This is a genomic window from Bacillus sp. FJAT-27445 (genome assembly GCF_001510665.1).
GTDB lineage: Bacteria > Bacillota > Bacilli > Bacillales > Cytobacillaceae > Bacillus_D.
In genome coordinates this window covers 337,219-354,542 of the sequence record NZ_LMTI01000002.1, presented here as the reverse complement: position 1 = coordinate 354,542, position 17,324 = coordinate 337,219, and the positions used below count along the sequence as shown (strand labels likewise).

At 44.6% G+C, this 17,324-nt stretch carries 12 protein-coding genes; all 12 read left to right on the top strand.

Features of this window, described 5'->3' with window-relative positions; genetic code table 11:
• The first annotated feature begins 3 nt into the window (after positions 1-3).
• The 12 genes from AR337_RS06450 (at position 4) to dnaK (ending at position 17,134) form a co-directional block, all read left to right on the top strand.
• A complete protein-coding gene (locus AR337_RS06450; protein ID WP_059171198.1) occupies positions 4-333 on the top strand; it encodes a DUF3679 domain-containing protein in 330 nt (109 codons plus the stop codon).
• Between the two features lie 239 nt (positions 334-572).
• Complete coding sequence (lepA, locus tag AR337_RS06440; RefSeq protein ID WP_059171196.1) at positions 573-2,408, top strand: translation elongation factor 4; 1,836 nt, start codon at positions 573-575, stop codon at positions 2,406-2,408.
• A 269-nt stretch (positions 2,409-2,677) separates the two neighbouring features.
• Positions 2,678-4,426 (top strand): acyl-CoA synthetase FdrA, encoded by a 1,749-nt coding sequence (fdrA, locus tag AR337_RS06435; protein WP_059171572.1) that lies wholly within the window; start codon positions 2,678-2,680, stop codon positions 4,424-4,426.
• A gap of 48 nt (positions 4,427-4,474) precedes the next feature.
• Positions 4,475-5,737: a DUF1116 domain-containing protein gene (locus AR337_RS06430; protein WP_059171195.1), complete on the top strand. Its 1,263-nt coding sequence runs from the start codon at positions 4,475-4,477 to the stop codon at positions 5,735-5,737.
• Positions 5,738-6,153: 416 nt separating this feature from the next.
• Positions 6,154-7,092, top strand: coding sequence for a carbamate kinase (gene arcC, locus AR337_RS06420; RefSeq protein ID WP_059171193.1), 939 nt, complete (start codon positions 6,154-6,156; stop codon positions 7,090-7,092).
• Positions 7,093-7,190: 98 nt separating this feature from the next.
• Positions 7,191-9,833 carry a sensor histidine kinase gene (locus tag AR337_RS06415; protein WP_059171192.1) on the top strand — a complete coding sequence of 881 codons (2,643 nt, stop codon included), beginning with the start codon at positions 7,191-7,193 and terminating at the stop codon, positions 9,831-9,833.
• A gap of 1 nt (position 9,834) precedes the next feature.
• On the top strand, positions 9,835-10,548 hold the full coding sequence (locus tag AR337_RS06410; RefSeq protein ID WP_059171191.1) for a response regulator transcription factor: 714 nt from the start codon (positions 9,835-9,837) through the stop codon (positions 10,546-10,548).
• A gap of 369 nt (positions 10,549-10,917) precedes the next feature.
• Entirely contained in the window at positions 10,918-12,174 is a 1,257-nt protein-coding gene (locus AR337_RS06405; protein WP_059171190.1) for an MFS transporter, read from the top strand.
• 150 nt (positions 12,175-12,324) lie between these two features.
• Positions 12,325-13,470, top strand: coding sequence for a radical SAM family heme chaperone HemW (gene hemW / locus AR337_RS06400; RefSeq protein WP_253701569.1), 1,146 nt, complete (start codon positions 12,325-12,327; stop codon positions 13,468-13,470).
• Positions 13,471-13,573: 103 nt separating this feature from the next.
• Positions 13,574-14,605 (top strand): heat-inducible transcriptional repressor HrcA, encoded by a 1,032-nt coding sequence (gene hrcA, locus AR337_RS06395; RefSeq protein WP_059171188.1) that lies wholly within the window; start codon positions 13,574-13,576, stop codon positions 14,603-14,605.
• Positions 14,606-14,698: 93 nt separating this feature from the next.
• Positions 14,699-15,256 carry a nucleotide exchange factor GrpE gene (gene grpE, locus AR337_RS06390; protein ID WP_301335710.1) on the top strand — a complete coding sequence of 186 codons (558 nt, stop codon included), beginning with the start codon at positions 14,699-14,701 and terminating at the stop codon, positions 15,254-15,256.
• Between the two features lie 39 nt (positions 15,257-15,295).
• Positions 15,296-17,134, top strand: coding sequence for a molecular chaperone DnaK (gene dnaK / locus AR337_RS06385; RefSeq protein WP_059171187.1), 1,839 nt, complete (start codon positions 15,296-15,298; stop codon positions 17,132-17,134).
• Positions 17,135-17,324 lie beyond the last annotated feature (190 nt).

The following is a 17,324-nucleotide window of genomic DNA, read 5'->3' as shown; positions in this document are numbered from 1 at the left end:
GGCTTGAAGCTTTTTATGCTAAAATGCATGGGTCTGGCAGCATTGATGTTCGCATTGGTTCTAGGGGGAATGCAGGTCGCAAATGATGGTATCAGAAGAACGAAAGGATACGAGGATCCATCCTTCAAGCCAGCCGTTTCCATCGAAAAGGACCGTTCTGGAGAATTGACAGTGGCATTTATGGGCGGCGAGACTGCACCTGTGGGAATAGACCGCAAATATAATGGTAGTGAAGGAACCAAAACATCCAACCTCTTTTCTTCCTTAGGAAAGGCACTATCCGCATTGCTGACAGGAGCAACAAAGGCGATAATAGATTTGATTGCAAAGTAAAATACGCTTCAACCATGAATCCGGCTGTGCCCGGATTTTTTTCTCTTTCCAGGTCTCAATCATTTTAAAAGGGATCTTACTCCTTTTTGTTGAATGCTTCTTGGTCTCCATTATTTTCTATCGTTGGACCATCCAAACTAACGAAGGGACCTCCATCCTGCACTTTTCATTGAAAGTTGATTTTTGTGCTGATATAATCAAAAATAGTCTACATGTGCGCAAAACAGGAGTGAACCCTATTGAATAATGAAGATAGATTGAAGAGGCAGTCGAAAATCAGGAACTTTTCGATCATTGCCCATATTGACCATGGCAAATCGACACTTGCCGACCGAATCCTTGAAAAAACGAATGCCTTGACCTCACGTGAAATGAAGGCCCAGCTGCTTGACTCGATGGACCTTGAACGGGAGAGAGGCATAACCATCAAGCTAAATGCTGTCCAGTTAAAATACAAGGCCAGTGACGGCGAAGAATATATTTTCCATCTGATTGATACTCCGGGCCACGTGGATTTCACCTATGAAGTTTCACGGAGCCTGGCTGCATGCGAAGGGGCAATCCTCGTTGTGGATGCAGCGCAAGGCATTGAAGCCCAAACGCTGGCCAACGTGTACCTTGCCATCGATAATGATCTCGAAATTCTTCCGGTCATCAATAAAATTGATCTTCCTAGTGCAGACCCGGAGCGGGTGCGAAATGAAATCGAAGAAGTTATCGGGCTTGACGCATCCGAGGCGGTCCTTGCTTCCGCGAAAGCAGGTATCGGGATTGAAGACATCCTGGAACAGGTCGTCAAGCAGGTGCCGCCTCCTACTGGAAATCCGGAGGCCCCATTAAAGGCATTGATCTTCGACTCCCTCTACGATGCATATCGAGGAGTTGTCGCCTATATCAGGGTTGTTGACGGTACCGTCAAGGTTGGCGATAAAGTTAAAATGATGGCTACGGGAAAAGAGTTCGAAGTAAACGAAGTTGGCGTTTTCTCCCCGAAAGCGGAGCCAAGAGATGAGCTTACCGTAGGTGATGTTGGTTTCCTAACCGCGTCAATTAAAAATGTTGGCGACACCAGGGTTGGTGACACGATCACTGATGCCAAGGGCGGGGTCACCGAGGCGCTGCCGGGCTACCGTAAATTGAACCCGATGGTCTATTGCGGTTTGTATCCAATCGATTCAGCTAAATTCAACGATTTGCGTGAAGCCCTTGAAAAGCTTCAATTAAATGATGCCGCACTACAGTTCGAGCCTGAGACTTCCCAGGCGCTAGGCTTCGGTTTCCGCTGCGGATTCCTTGGCCTGCTCCATATGGAAATCATTCAGGAGCGGATTGAGCGTGAATTTAAAATTGATCTTATTACAACTGCTCCAAGCGTTATCTATCATGTCATCATGACTGACGGAACCGAGCTTAACGTGGACAACCCGGCCAATATGCCGGATCCGCAAAAAATTGAACGAGTCGAGGAGCCCTACGTCAAGGCAAGCATGATGGCCCCGAATGAATATGTTGGTGCGATAATGGAGCTTTGTCAGCATAAACGCGGCATTTTCGTCGATATGCAGTACCTGGATGAAAAACGGGTTAGCATTGTTTATGAAATTCCTTTGGCTGAAATTGTTTATGACTTCTTTGATCAGCTGAAGTCGAATACAAGAGGGTATGCTTCATTTGATTATGAGTTGATTGGCTACAAGCCATCCAAACTCGTCAAAATGGATATACTGCTGAATGTTGAAAAGGTTGACGCCCTTAGCTTTATCGTCCATAAGGATTTCGCATATGAACGAGGCAAGGCGATTGTCGAAAAATTGAAGGACCTGATTCCAAGACAGCAGTTCGAGGTTCCTGTCCAGGCTGCCATCGGACAAAAAATAGTGGCCCGTTCAACGATAAAGGCGATACGTAAAAACGTCCTGGCTAAATGTTACGGCGGTGACATTTCCCGGAAACGGAAGCTTCTTGAGAAGCAAAAGGAAGGGAAAAAGCGGATGAAACAGGTTGGTTCAGTCGAAGTTCCGCAGGAGGCTTTTATGGCTGTCCTAAAAATGGATGATAACGGACCAAAAAAATAGCAAATGAACTAGGAGGCAGGATCGCCCGGATAGGCGATTCCTGCCTCTTTTTGTCTTTTTAATAAGAGATAGACTATTAACAAAAAAATAGTTAAAAAAGGCAAATTTTTAATTTTTTTGTAATGTAACCACTTGCAATTTTATTGGATTGTAATACAAGAAGGATTATACTGCATTTGGAGCTCGGGATTGCCACCTTATTTGGCTTGTATTTGTTTCGCCAACTGGAAGGGCAATTATCAAAAATATATGTATGGGGTGATCGTCAGGTGATTTATACAATTATTAAAAAGAATTCATATCAAGATTCGATTAACCTGATGTTGCTGACGAACGCAATTTCGGCAACTGAAGGGGTCAATAAAGCGCAGATCATGATGGGAACTCCTGCAAACAAAGATATTTACAAAGGAGCAGGATTGTATACAGAGGAACTTGAAGCAGCACAGCCGAACGATATGGCGATTGTAATCGACACAGATGATGAAAAGTTGATTGATGAAATTCTAGTAAAAGTGGATGAGTACCTGGAAAATCAGGCAATGGCAAGCAAAGGCAATGAGTTTGAAACAGTAAGGACTTGGGACAGAGCAATGAAGGCGTTTCCAGATGCAACTGTCGCATTGATTTCCGTACCTGGGACCTATGCTGCCGAAGAAGCGGAAAAAGCGCTTGACCTTGGCCTTCACCCATTCATTTTCAGTGATAACGTTTCAATTGAAGATGAAGTCAGGCTGAAGAAAAAGGCCCACGAAAAAGGCCTCCTAGTTATGGGCCCTGACTGCGGCACAGGTATTCTTGACGGTATTCCCATCGCGTTCGCGAACGTTGTCAATAAGGGACGTATCGGGATTGTCGGTGCCTCAGGTACCGGAATCCAGGAAGTAACGGCTATCATTGACCGCCTTGGTGAAGGGGTCAGCCACGCAATCGGTACTGGCGGACGTGACCTGAAGGAGCCTGTCGGGGCAATCACAATGATGGATGGCATCCGCGCATTGGAATCCCACAGGCAAACAGAGGTTATTTGTGTCATTTCCAAGCCGCCTGCAAAGGAAGTCCGCAATGAAGTTGTCGACTTGCTTCAAGCTGTTTCCAAGCCGGTTGTCGCAATTTTTCTTGGTGAAAAACCAACCCAATACGAAGGAAATGTGTACCAGGCCTATACCTTGGAAGAAACAGCTAGGATTGCTGTCGACCTTGCAAAAGGCAATAAAGTGAAGGCTGATTATGATACAGGTTCATATGAAGTAGCGAACGTTGATCTAAAGCCTGAACAAAAAGCAATAAAAGGCCTCTTCTCCGGCGGAACTCTCGCATCCGAGGCCGCAGTTCTAATTTCAGATGCTCTTGGGCTCGGAACTGATATTAAAAATGAAGATGGCTACGTCCTGAAAACAGACCATCAAGTCGTCGTTGACCTTGGCGATGATAAATACACACAAGGTAAGCCGCACCCAATGATTGATCCAGAAACACGCGCACACTTTATAGAGGAAGCTGCTGCTGATGAACATACTGCTGTTATCCTACTAGACTTCGTACTAGGTTACGGTTCGCATGATGATATGGCTAGCGCACTTCTTCCATCTATTAAAAAAGCTGTTTCACAGGCAAAAGATGCAGGCCGTACAATTTATGTGGTTGCTTCTGTTTGCGGAACCGAAAACGATCCGCAGGACTACCAGGAGCAAAAGAAAAAGCTTGCTGAAGCCGGCATCATTGTTAAGGACAGCAACAATGAGGCAGTCCGTACCGCTTTGGCAATTGTGGGTCTGAAGGTTAACGATGTAGAAAAGGCCCATGTCGCTTCTTCAAGGCCTGCTAAGGAATTCAATCTTCAAGTTTCGAAGGAAATGGAAGCCCTAGTGAACAACAAGCCAATTGTAATAAACGTAGGCCTAAAAAGCTTCACGAACTCCGTTACCGCTTTTGGCGGCCGTGTCGTCCAATTCGACTGGAGGCCAATAGCCGGAGGGAATGAAAAAATGAGGAAAATACTGAGCCTTCTTAAGTAATTCACATGAACAGGATATAAAAAAATTACAATGACTGGGAGGATTCTTATGCAATACAAATCAATGGATGAAGCAAACAGGGCGGTAATCGATAAAATCAGCGGTTCAGCGCCATTTCTAGTTGATGTAGTTCCTGCTAAAGAAAAAATCAAAGAATTAAATGAGGGGAAAGTCCTTCTTCATGCTGGCCCGCCAATCAAGTGGGAAGACATGACCGGCCCAATGCAAGGGTCCTGCGTCGGTGCTTCATTATTCGAAGGCTGGGCAGAAACAGAAGAAGAAGCAATAAGCTCGCTTGAAAATGGCGAAGTGACCTTCATTCCTTGCCATCATGTAAATGCGGTCGGACCAATGGGCGGCATCACTTCCGCGAATATGCCCGTCTTTGTAGTTGAAAACCAGTCAGAAGGCAATGAAGCTTACTGCATCATGAACGAAGGTATTGGAAAAGTGCTTCGTTTTGGCGCTTATTCCGAAGAAGTCATTAATCGCCTAAAATGGATGCAAAATGTATTGGGGCCAACCATCTCCAAAGCATTGAAGCTAACTGAAAACGGCTTGAATATGAACGTCATCATCGCAAAAGCAATCACAATGGGCGATGAATTCCACCAGCGGAACATTGCTGCGTCACTAATTTTCCTTAAGGAGATCAGCCCGTATATTATCCAGCTGGCCATTGATGACAATGATAAGAAGGAAGTTATCCAGTTCCTTGCGGATACTGACCAGTTCTTCCTGAATATCGCAATGGCAACAAGCAAGGCTGTTCTCGATGGCGCAAGGACAATCCAGGAAGGTACCGTTGTTACAGCAATGTGCCGTAACGGAAAGGATTTTGGAATTCGGATCAGTGGTATGGGCGATGAGTGGTTTACCGCTCCGGTCAACACACCGCAAGGGCTGTTCTTTACTGGATATTCTCAGGACGATGCCAACCCGGATATCGGTGACAGCGCCATTACTGAAACGTTTGGCGTGGGCGGCATGGCGATGATTGCCGCGCCTGGTGTTACCCGCTTTGTTGGAGCAGGTGGGTTCCAGGATGCGCTTTCTACCAGCAATGAAATGATGGAAATTTGTGTAGACCAAAACAGCAATTTTACGATTCCGACTTGGGATTTCCAAGGTACCTGCCTGGGAATTGACGCAAGGAAAGTAGTCGAAACGGGCATTGAGCCTGTCATTAATACAGGAATTGCCCACAAAAAAGCTGGAGTTGGACAAGTAGGCGCCGGAACTGTACGCGCTCCTAAGGAATGCTTTGAAAAAGCGCTAGAAGCTTATGCAGTCAAACTTGGCCTCATTTAACAACAAGCTTAAATTGTAAAGCCGTAAATACATGGGAAGAAGAGGAATATCAAAAAAATATTCCTCTTTTCCTTTTAATTAACAACGTAGGAATGGTGAACAGCTGTCCAACATGCTGAGGACACCACAGTTGGCTTGTTGCCTATTGATGAATTGCCGGATGATTAAGCCCTATATTTATTCAGGCAATCCATGGTATCCTAGAACGGGAACAAGCCACGACAAATGGCCAATGAAAGTTCTTACTTACCGCGTTGGGCTGCCTCAACGGCGGGCTGTTTGGCGGGAGGATTCCCGTGGTGGACTGGAAAAGCATCTATTAAAACTTCTTGTAATCGGCCATAGCCCGGGGCTTGATACAGTATTTAGCATGATGGCCGGGTTAATTTTTCTTAAAAAGTGGAGGAAATGATACTATGTCACAAAAGGTAGTTATCGCACTGGGCGGAAATGCCATCCTGCAGCCTAAACAGGAAGCAACATATGAAAATCAGCTTGAAAATGTCCGTAAGAGCAGCGAAATCATTGCGCGCATCGTAAAAAACGGCCACACGGTTATCGTAACACACGGAAATGGCCCTCAGGTTGGAAATATCCTGCGCCAAAATGAGGAAGCGAAGGATGTTGTTCCTCCGTTCCCACTTGATGTTTGCAGTGCCGAGTCACAGGGATTCATTGGTTATATGATGGACCAGACATTGAAAAATGAACTGCGTAAATTGGGGCTTGATAACCCTGTTGTCAGCATGCTGACTCAAACCGAGGTTGTAAAGGACGATCCTGCATTTGAAGATCCTTCGAAGCCGATTGGTGTATTTTTCTCCGAGAAAGAAGCCAAGCAATTGGCAGAGGAGAAAAACTGGGTTGTTAAAGAAGATGCCGGCCGTGGCTGGAGGCGAGTTGTTGCTTCTCCATTGCCTAAATCCATCCTTGGTTCAGATATTATTAAAAAATTGACAGATGACCGCGTCATCGTCATCGCCGCTGGCGGGGGCGGAATCCCGGTAATAAAAAACGAGGATGGCACTTTGACAGGAATTGAAGCGGTTATTGATAAGGACAGAAGCGGTTTCAGGCTTGCGGAAGAGGTACAATCCGATGTATTCATGATTTTGACGGATGTTCAGAATGTGTATGTAAACTATGGAAAGCCGGATCAAAAAGCATTAACGCATGTAACTTTAGAGGAAGCAAATAAATATGTTAGAGAAGGCCAATTCTCTGCGGGAAGCATGGGGCCGAAAATGGAAGCTGCCATTAAATTCGCTGAACAAGGCGGCCGGGCCATCATTTGTTCCCTTGACCAGGCTGACCTTGCCATGGAAGGAAAAGCTGGTACAATTATTTCAAAATAAGTACATTTCCCTGAAGATCATGGTATCTGCCCGCGCTTAATTATACACTTAAGCAAGGGCAGATGCCTTTTTACATTCATAACGGAGGAGGGCCATTGATGAAGGAAGCCCGCTCATTAAAAAAAGAACTCATTTATTCATTTTTACTTATTTCATTTTTTTCAATTGCGCTTCTAGGGATTTTTCAAATTTATCAATTATCCTCATTGGTAAAAGAAAATCAAAAAAGCCAATCGCAGACAACGAAATACCTCGCTGATTACATTAGCAATTATGTCTCCGAACATAAAAAAGTCATCCAGACAGAAGCGATGAATGCGAGTAGGCTTTTTGAAAAAGGCGAAATGGCGACAATCCAGGAACAGCTTAAGGATATTAAGACAAATTATCCAGGCTTCGTAAATATGTACGTCGGAGACAAAAGAGGGCAATCCATCCTTTTTTACCCAGAGGTTTATACAGATGGGGCTAAGAGGGAAAACCTGAACTTCAGTGACCGCTCGTACTATAAGGAATTATTAAGAACGAAGAATACAGTTATTTCTCCTGTCTTCCACGGAAGAGGAGGAACCGATACATTGCTGGTAACAATTGCGTCCCCGCTTCTCAACCAAAACGGGGAGATGATAGGATATGTCCTGGGCGCCCTTGATTTGAACGCCCTGGGCGCGCATATCCAAAGGCGGAACTTCGGTGAGGAAGGATACTCAGTTGTCATCGACCAGGAGAAAAATGTTGTCGTCCACCCTCATTTCGATACCCGGAGGGAGCTTGTTAATCTGTCTGAATCGGAAATCATCAGTTACATCGATTCCCTGAACGCGGACAGGGGCAGCAGTTTCTTTAATTTGAAGAATCCGAGTGAAGATATCTACATTACCTACGAAAAAGTGGCACCGTTGAATTGGACTGTATGGATCGCCAAACCAACAGAGGCAATTACAAAAACCTATAAAAATGCATTAATGACAATAATTGTATTCCTGCTCCTGACAGCGTTTGTCATGGTTGGCGTCTCCCTCATATTAACGAATAGGCTTGAAAGGTCCATCCGCAGGCTGCTTGATTATATCAAGGAGTATACGAGAGGCTTTAACGCGAAATCTGCAAAGCCGCAAAAAATCCAGGGCCCAAAGGAAATGGAAGAGCTACTCTATTATTTTAATAACATGATTGATGAAGTAGAAAATAACAGAAGCGGATTAATGGAGCTGAACCAAAAACTTGAGGCTAGGGTGCAGGAGAGGACCGCGAACCTGAAAAAGAAAAATTCCGAACTGAAGGCGGTCAATAAGCTAATCACATCGGTTTCAACGGATAAGGACCTTGCTCAATTCATCCAGTATTGCCTTCAGGAAATCGAGCAATTCATGGATTATTCGATCCACGTTTGTTTTAACGACATTGCTGTTACCAACCAGGCAATTTTCACTAATCAGAATTTGATGCAGTACCTGAATGACCATATGGTAGGCAAGCAGCAATATATGGAACCAATCCAAATCGAAAAGAACAACCGGGGTTTTCTTGTAGTCGACCTTTCCGACAGGCAATCAATTTCAGTGAGCGACCAGGAATTCCTCAGGACCTTCGCCGGCTCCCTCGCTGTCATGCTCCAAAATAAGTTCCTATTTGAACGGACGAGGAACAAGCATGCTGTTCTTAAAGCTGTTCTCGAGAGTATGTCAGAAGGCCTAATGCTCCTGAACAACCAAAAGGAAGTCGAGTATGTGAATGAGTTTTTCCTGAATGTCGTCGCTCTTGATGAAATCGGTAATCAGTCGAACGAATCAGGAAACCCAAGTAGTGAATTGGCTAACTTTGAGGACGTATTTAAACGGTTTCTATTGTTGTTTGATGTCGAGAAGGATGACCTATCCGCATTTTTCTCTGGTGAAATTGAAGAGCTGAAACTCGAAAATAAACCAGCATCAAAAAAGCCGAAGTATTATTTGCTCCATAACTTTTCTGTTATGCTTGATGAAGAAAAAATTGGGGAAGGACTTGTCCTTCGCGATATTACAAAGGAAGAGGAAATTGATACGTTAAAGAACAACCTGATCTCCTTGACATCCCACGAATTTAAAACGCCAATTACAACTATTAAAGGCGGGGTGGAGACGCTGCTCCGATCCGAAGTCGAATGGGATCCCGAATTCAAGCAGGAGTTACTGGAAGGGGTTCACGAGGATATAGAGCGGATTGAGCATCTCGTAAATGACTGGCTGGATATTTCCAAAATCGATTCCGGGGCGATGTACGTTGAGCGGAATACAATCAGAGCGGATCATATAATCGAGCTTTCAATGGAATTGATACCTCAGCATTTAAGGGAGGATGCCCTGTTTACCTTCGATAACAAGCTAGGAGAAGGCTTCACCTTTTTTGCTGATAAAATGCGCATGCAGCAATTGCTAGTGAATTTAATGACAAATGCGCTCAGATATAATGATTCCAGTCCGAAGCGAATCGACATAAATCTTGACCGGAAAGATGAATACATTACAATTTCTGTGGCGGATAACGGCATCGGGATATCAGAGGATCATCTTGAAAAGATTTTCAACCGTTTTTATCAGGTTGATGTCACTGCAACGAGAAGGACAGGTGGGACAGGCCTTGGATTGGCTATATGCGCCGGTATCATGGAAGCCCATGACGGAAAAATAAAAGTTTCCAGCGAGCCTGGCAATGGTAGTATCTTTACGTTATATTTTCCTGTGAAGGAAGGGGAAGAATAAGGTGAAAAACCAAAGGATTTGCATTGTTGACGATGAGTTGAAAATACTCAGGTTTGTATCAGCCAATCTTAGATCAATCGGATATGAAGTTTCAACCGTCAGTTCGGGGGATGAACTGTTTGAAAAATTCGACCTCATGTCACCCGATTTGATTCTGCTCGATATCATGATGCCTGGCCAAGATGGTTTTTTCGTCCTGGAAAAGCTTCGAAAGTTTTCGGATGTACCTGTAATTATGTTAACAGCGAGAAGCAATCCAAAAGATAAGGTCCAGGGGCTGAACGTAGGTGCCGATGATTACCTGACAAAGCCATTTTCTCTTGACGAGCTTTTCGCACGGGTGAATGCCGTGTTGCGGAGGAGCCAGTCGGCAAGTGCTGAAACGAAAACGAATCAAACCTCTGTCGTTCGGACGGGGGACCTGACTATCGACATGGGCAGCAGCCGCTGCTGGATTAAGGACAATGAATTCAAACTCACCCATACCGAATACTCAGTCATGGAAATACTTGCCCTTAACCTTGACAAGGTTGTTCCTCACGAGACATTGCTTTCAGAAGTATGGGGGCCTCAATACCGTGATGATATAGACTATCTCCGCGTGGGTATCGCAAGGATCCGGCGGAAGCTTAAAGATGCCCTTGGCAGCAAAGAAGAATATATAGTAACCTATCCAGGCCTTGGCTACATGCTTCGCAGTGTTCCGAATGACTAGGATAGAAGGAAATCCCGTATGCCAAAATGGCTATACGGGATTTTTTTATAAATCAGGAATTGATTGAACCAGTCTTTCAGTAGAGTTTGAAAAAAATTTCCTCTTTCAGTGTAAAAGCAAGCAGACTGGCCAATAACTAAAGATATAAAATTTTTATGCGCGATTCGTCTGGAATTTCTTATTTGTTATGGTTAAGCAGCAAAAAGTAAAATCATTTAATGTTTTTTTAATGTTTTTGCAATGTAACAGCTTGCAAATTTTATTTGTCTGCAATGCCCTATGTCTTATAGTTTATAAGAAGCACCGAACGACCGAACTAATACTATTTTAATGGCTATTCGCCACAAGCAAAGTCAGGAGGAAGGTAAAATGGAAAAAGAAGTAAAACGAAATGAGGCGCTGGGTACTCCCCAAAAAGGTATCCCTTATTGGGTGAAAATCGTAACCGTATTCTTTTTAGGTTGGATTGCTTTGTACGCAACACGCGCTATCCTAAATCCGGTAATGGATGATATGCAGACTGAATTCGGTTTATCCGCTGCACAGCTTGGTTTGATCAGCAGTATCTTCTTTATCGGTTATGCAGGAATGAACGTGCCATCCGGTATTCTTGGGGATAAAATCGGTAAAAAGAAAGTTCTCGTACCTGGAGTAATCATGTTCGGTCTGCTTGCAGCTGTTGCAGGCTCCATGCCGTCATTTGCATTTTTCATGATCGCATGGCTCTTGGTTGGTATTTTCCAAGGTTTCTATTACGGCCCGCAATACGGTCTTTCGTCTGAAGCAATTCCTGCAAAGCACATCACTGTGGGAAGCGCAATCATCAACAGCGGTATGGCATTTGGTCTTTCAGCAGGTTATTTTATTTCAAGCTATACTGTTGATACACTCGGAATGAGCTGGAGAGCTCCATTCTATGTCATCGCGATCCCGGTCGTACTCATCGGAATTGCAATGTGGTGGGTCATTAAAGACAGGCCGAAAACAGAAGGGCAAAAAGCTGGTGAAAATGGCGGCCAAAAGTTAAGAGTAAAAGATCTTTTCACCAAAAACCTTATCTTTGCTTATATTACAATCTTCTGTGCGATTTACGCTTTCTTCGTTGTTGTTACATGGATTCCTTATTACCTCGAGCATGCACGTGGAATTAAAGGAACAGAAGTTGCCGTTGTAGCATCACTAGTACCTTGGGCAGCTATTCCAGCCTCAATTCTATTCAGCTGGATTGCCGACAGAATGGGTAAGCGACGTCCAGTACTACTAGTAATGCTTCCGCTTTCTATCATCGCGATTGTTTCAATCGTTGCTTTTGACAGCATGTATGTTCTATATGCCGCTCTCATTGGTTACGGTATTTTCGGTAAAATAAGCACAAACCCTGTCCTAGTTGCAGTCGTTGCCGATAACGCGCCAAAGCATGCTTTAGGTACGGCCTTTGGCTTATATAACTTCTTCGGCATGTGTGGTTCAATCCTTGCTCCTTACATCACAGGCTGGCTTACAGACGTAACTGGTTCATTGAATTCAGGCTTCTACTTTGGCGGAATCCTTCTTGTAATTGGACTTATCTCGGTCTTGTTCATTAAGGAAGACAATAGGCCAAACATCGAAGGCACGGTTAATTAATACAAGCACACCTTCTATTGATTAACGAGCAGCCCTAAATACTATTTAAGAAGCAGGAAACGCTAATGTTTCCTGCTTCTTATATTTTCAACAGTTTGTAGTATAATGGGAGAACATGTTTTAGTATTGATTGAGGTGAATGATTTGAAAATTTCCACACGCCGCGCCGCGTATATCCATATACCGTTTTGCCAGCATATTTGCCATTATTGTGATTTTAATAAATTCTTTCTCCAAGGCCAGCCCGTTGACGAATACTTGGAAGCCCTAAACAAGGAAATTGCGTTGACAGTCCGAAAATATCCGGCAGAGCCAATGAAAAGCATTTTTGTGGGTGGCGGCACTCCCACAGCCCTGAACGAAAAACAGCTTCAAAGATTGTGTGAAATCATCAACAGCCATTTTCAAAAAGAAGATGAAATTGAATATACATTTGAAGGAAATCCAGGGGACCTATCCTATGAAAAGCTTTCCATACTAAAAAACCATGGAGTAAACAGGCTGAGCCTTGGGGTTCAATCGTTTAACGACGCCCTTTTAGAAAAAATCGGGCGGAGCCACAGGGCGGAGGATGTGTACAAAACCGTCGAGGATGCGAAAAAGGCAGGCTTTGAAAACATTTCGATTGACCTTATTTATGCGCTTCCGGGCCAGACAATCGCTGATTTCAAGGATACGCTTTCCGAGGCGTTTTCACTAGGACTGCCCCATTTTTCCGGCTATTCTTTAATCATTGAACCCAAAACGGTTTTTTACAACTTGATGAAAAAGGGCAAACTGCCGCTGCCTGGCGAGGATACGGAAGCAGCGATGTATGAATTGCTTATGGATGAAATGGCAAAGCATGGCTATAACCAATATGAAATTAGTAATTTTTCATTGAAGGGATACGAAAGTGTGCATAACCTTACCTATTGGAGGAATGAGGAATATTACGGGTTTGGCGCAGGAGGCCACAGCTATCTCGGCAGGATCCGCCGTTCCAATATTGGGCCTTTAAACAGGTATATCAAACAGCTGGATGAAGGAGTCCTCCCTATAATTGAAGAGAACGAAGTTACATTAGTAGAAGCCATGGAAGAGGAAATGTTTCTTGGCCTGAGGATGTCCGATGGCGTCAAAAAGAACGGATTCAAGGAAAAATACGGGATTGCGCTCGATGACATTTTTCACGGGCAGATTGACAAGTTGTCGAAAAAAAGCCTGATTCAGGATGATGGGGCTGCTATCCGCCTTACCCGGAAGGGCAGATTGCTTGGGAATGAAGTTTTCCAGTCTTTTCTGATAAAAGAGTGACCATCTTTTTGATTCGTAATCATTGACACGACAAGGCTGTTTTGATACTTTATTAGTAGAATTAGCACTCGGGATAAATGAGTGCTAACAGAGGTGATAAACGTTGTTAACAGATCGCCAGTTACTAATACTTCAAGTTATTATTGACGAATTCATCCGGTCTGCGCAACCTGTCGGCTCGAGAAGCTTGTCAAAAAAAGAGGAGATTTCTTTCAGCTCGGCCACTATCCGAAATGAAATGGCTGATTTGGAAGAGCTTGGGTTTATTGAAAAAACCCATACTTCCTCTGGGCGGGTTCCTTCGGAAAAGGGCTATCGCTATTATGTCGACCATCTTCTTTCTCCACATGCCATTAATGAGAGGGATGTGTCGAAGATAAAATCGGTTTTTGCCGAAAGGATTTTTGAGCTCGAAAAGATCATACAGCGCTCAGCAATGATTCTTTCCGAAATGACTAGCTATACTTCCATCATGCTTGGGCCAGCTGTCGAGGAAAACAGGCTGAGAAAGATCCAGATAGTGCCTCTGAATAAAGATACGGCCATTGCGATTATCGTTACCGATACCGGCCATGTTGAGAACAAGCCGATTCAGCTGCCAGGCTCAATTGATGCCAGCGAGCTTGAAAAAATGGTCAACATCTTGAATGAACGCCTTTCCGGAGTTCCGCTGCTTGATATTAGGGATAAGCTCTACAAAGAAGTTGCCGTCCTGCTTCGCCAGCATATCAGCAATTATGATAGTATGCTTCATATGATTTCCGATACATTCAATATGCCTGTAAGCGAGAAGCTTTTCTTTGGAGGAAAGACAAATATCTTTAGCCAGCCTGAATTCAATGATTTATCAAAAATTAAATCACTGATGACGATGATTGAACAAGAGCAGCCTGTTTATGAATTAATCAAAAACAGTCCTGCGGGAATCACGATCAGGATTGGCCGCGAAAATGATTACAGTGCCATGGAAAATTGCAGCCTGATTACAGCAACTTACGCTATGGGTGACGAAAAACTTGGAAATATCGCTATTCTCGGCCCGACCAGGATGGAATATTCCCGTGTGGTCAGCTTGCTGGAAATCATGAGCCGGGATTTATCGGCCGCACTGACCAGGCTGTATCAATCAAAATAGCAGTGGAGATATTGAAAAAGGGGCGGTATGCCCCTTTTTATGGGACGCCTTTTTATATTACGGAGGACTGCCCTTTTGAGGGAGGTGAGTAACTTGACTGAAGAAAAAAAGAATGTTGATGGCCAGGCTACCGAAATGGAAATGGAACTGGATGAAGCAAGCATCGCAGGCGATGATATTGCTGGTGAAAGCGAACCGGCAACAGATAAGACGTCTGAGCTTGAGAAGAAGCTGGAGGAAGTAGAAAATCGCTACTTTAGGCTTCAGGCCGATTTCGATAACTATCGGCGCCGGGTGAAGCTTGATGCCGAAGCCGCTGAAAAATACCGTTCCTTGAGCTTGATTTCAGATATTCTGCCTACATTGGACAATTTTGAACGAGCTTTGAATATGGAAATTGAAGGTGACCAAGCAAAATCCCTCATGGAGGGAATGGAAATGGTCTACCGTGGTTTGCTTGATGCCCTTAAAAAGGAAGGCCTGCAGCCGATTGAAGCTGTAGGAAAGCCATTTGATCCGCATTTCCATCAGGCAGTCATGCAGGTGGAGGATGATTCTTTCGACCCGAATTCGGTGGTTGAAGAGTTTCAAAAAGGGTATTTACTGAAAGATAGGGTAATTCGCCATTCAATGGTAAAAGTTAATCAATAATTAACCCGTCTACATATATTGAACTGGAGGAAAAGGATTATGAGTAAAATTATCGGTATAGACCTTGGAACAACCAACTCCTGTGTAGCCGTCCTGGAAGGGGGAGAGCCAAAGGTTATCCCGAATCCTGAAGGAAACCGGACCACTCCTTCCGTCGTTGCATTTAAAAACGGCGAGCGCCAAATCGGGGAAGTCGCAAAGCGCCAGGCGGTTACAAACGCCAACACGATCATGTCTATAAAGCGCCATATGGGCACAAACCATTCAGAAGAAATCGAAGGTAAGAAATATACTCCACAGGAAGTTTCCGCTATCCTGCTACAGTATTTAAAGTCCTACGCCGAAGATTATCTTGGCGAAACGGTTACCAAAGCAGTTATCACAGTTCCTGCCTACTTTAACGATGCAGAGCGGCAGGCTACGAAAGATGCTGGCCGCATCGCAGGTCTCGAAGTTGAAAGAATCATCAATGAGCCGACTGCAGCTGCCCTTGCATACGGCCTTGATAAAATGGATGAAGACCAGACAATCCTAGTTTACGATCTTGGTGGAGGCACATTTGATGTATCCATCCTTGAACTCGGCGATGGGGTTTTTGAAGTAAAAGCTACAGCTGGTGATAACCGTCTTGGCGGAGATGACTTTGACCAGGCTGTTATTGATTATCTAGTTGACCAGTTTAAAAAAGAAAACGGAATTGACCTTTCACAAGACAAAATGGCTGTTCAGCGCTTGAAGGATGCGGCAGAAAAAGCAAAGAAAGACCTTTCTGGCGTTACCTCAACGCAAATTTCCCTGCCATTTATCACTGCGGGAGCAGCGGGCCCGCTTCACTTGGATGTTACATTAAGCAGGACGAAATTTGATGAATTGACTGCAAATCTTGTTGAGCGTACAATGGGGCCAACGCGCCAGGCTTTGAGTGATGCTGGGCTATCGGCTTCTGAAATTGATAAGGTTATCCTAGTAGGTGGTTCAACAAGGATTCCAGCCGTACAAGAAGCTATTAAACGCGCGACAGGCAAAGAACCTCACCGAGGCGTTAACCCTGATGAAGTTGTCGCAATGGGAGCTGCAGTCCAGGGCGGCGTCATCTCTGGTGACGTGAAGGATGTTGTCCTGCTTGATGTTACCCCACTTTCCCTTGGTATCGAAACAATGGGCGGAGTGATGACCAAATTAATTGAGCGCAATACAACAATACCGACTTCAAAGTCACAAGTTTTCTCAACCGCAGCTGACAATCAAACCGCGGTCGATATCCATGTACTGCAAGGGGAACGCCCAATGGCAGCGCACAACAAAACGCTTGGCCGTTTTCAGTTGGCAGATATTCCGCCGGCACCACGCGGAATTCCACAAATCGAAGTTTCCTTCGATATTGATAAAAATGGAATCGTGAATGTTCGTGCCAAGGATCTTGGTACAAACAAAGAGCAGCAAATCACAATCAAGTCTTCAACAGGACTTAGCGATGAAGACATTCAGCGTATGGTAAAAGAAGCAGAGATGAATGCTGAAGCCGACAAAAAGGCAAAAGAAGAAGCTGATCTCCGTAACGAAGCAGACCAGCTAGTCTTCACTACTGAAAAAACCTTGAAGGATTTGGAAGGCAAGGTTGATGCATCAGATGTGGCCCAGGCCAATGAGGCGAAGGACGCGCTAAAGGCTGCCATCGAGAAAAATGATTTGGACGAAATGCGCGCCAAAAAAGACGCGCTTCAAGAAATTGTTCAAAATCTTTCTGTAAAGCTTTACGAAGAAGCGGCAAAACAGGCCCAGGCTCAACAAGGCCAGGGAGCTGGCGCTGAAGGTGCGGCACGCAAAGACGACAACGTAGTCGATGCAGAATTCGAAGAAATAAAAGACGATAAGTAGAAAAGCGGAAGCGGCCGTTTAGCGCCGTATGGACTGGAGGGCCCCGATGTTGACTTATCGTAGCGAGGGGACCGAAGTCCACTAGGCGCTGGCCGCAGCAGCTGGTCAGTAGAATAACAGAAGCGGCCGTGTTAGGGGTGCCGCTCTACATCAGAAAAGTCAAAGTCAAGTTAACCGGCTTTGGCTTTTT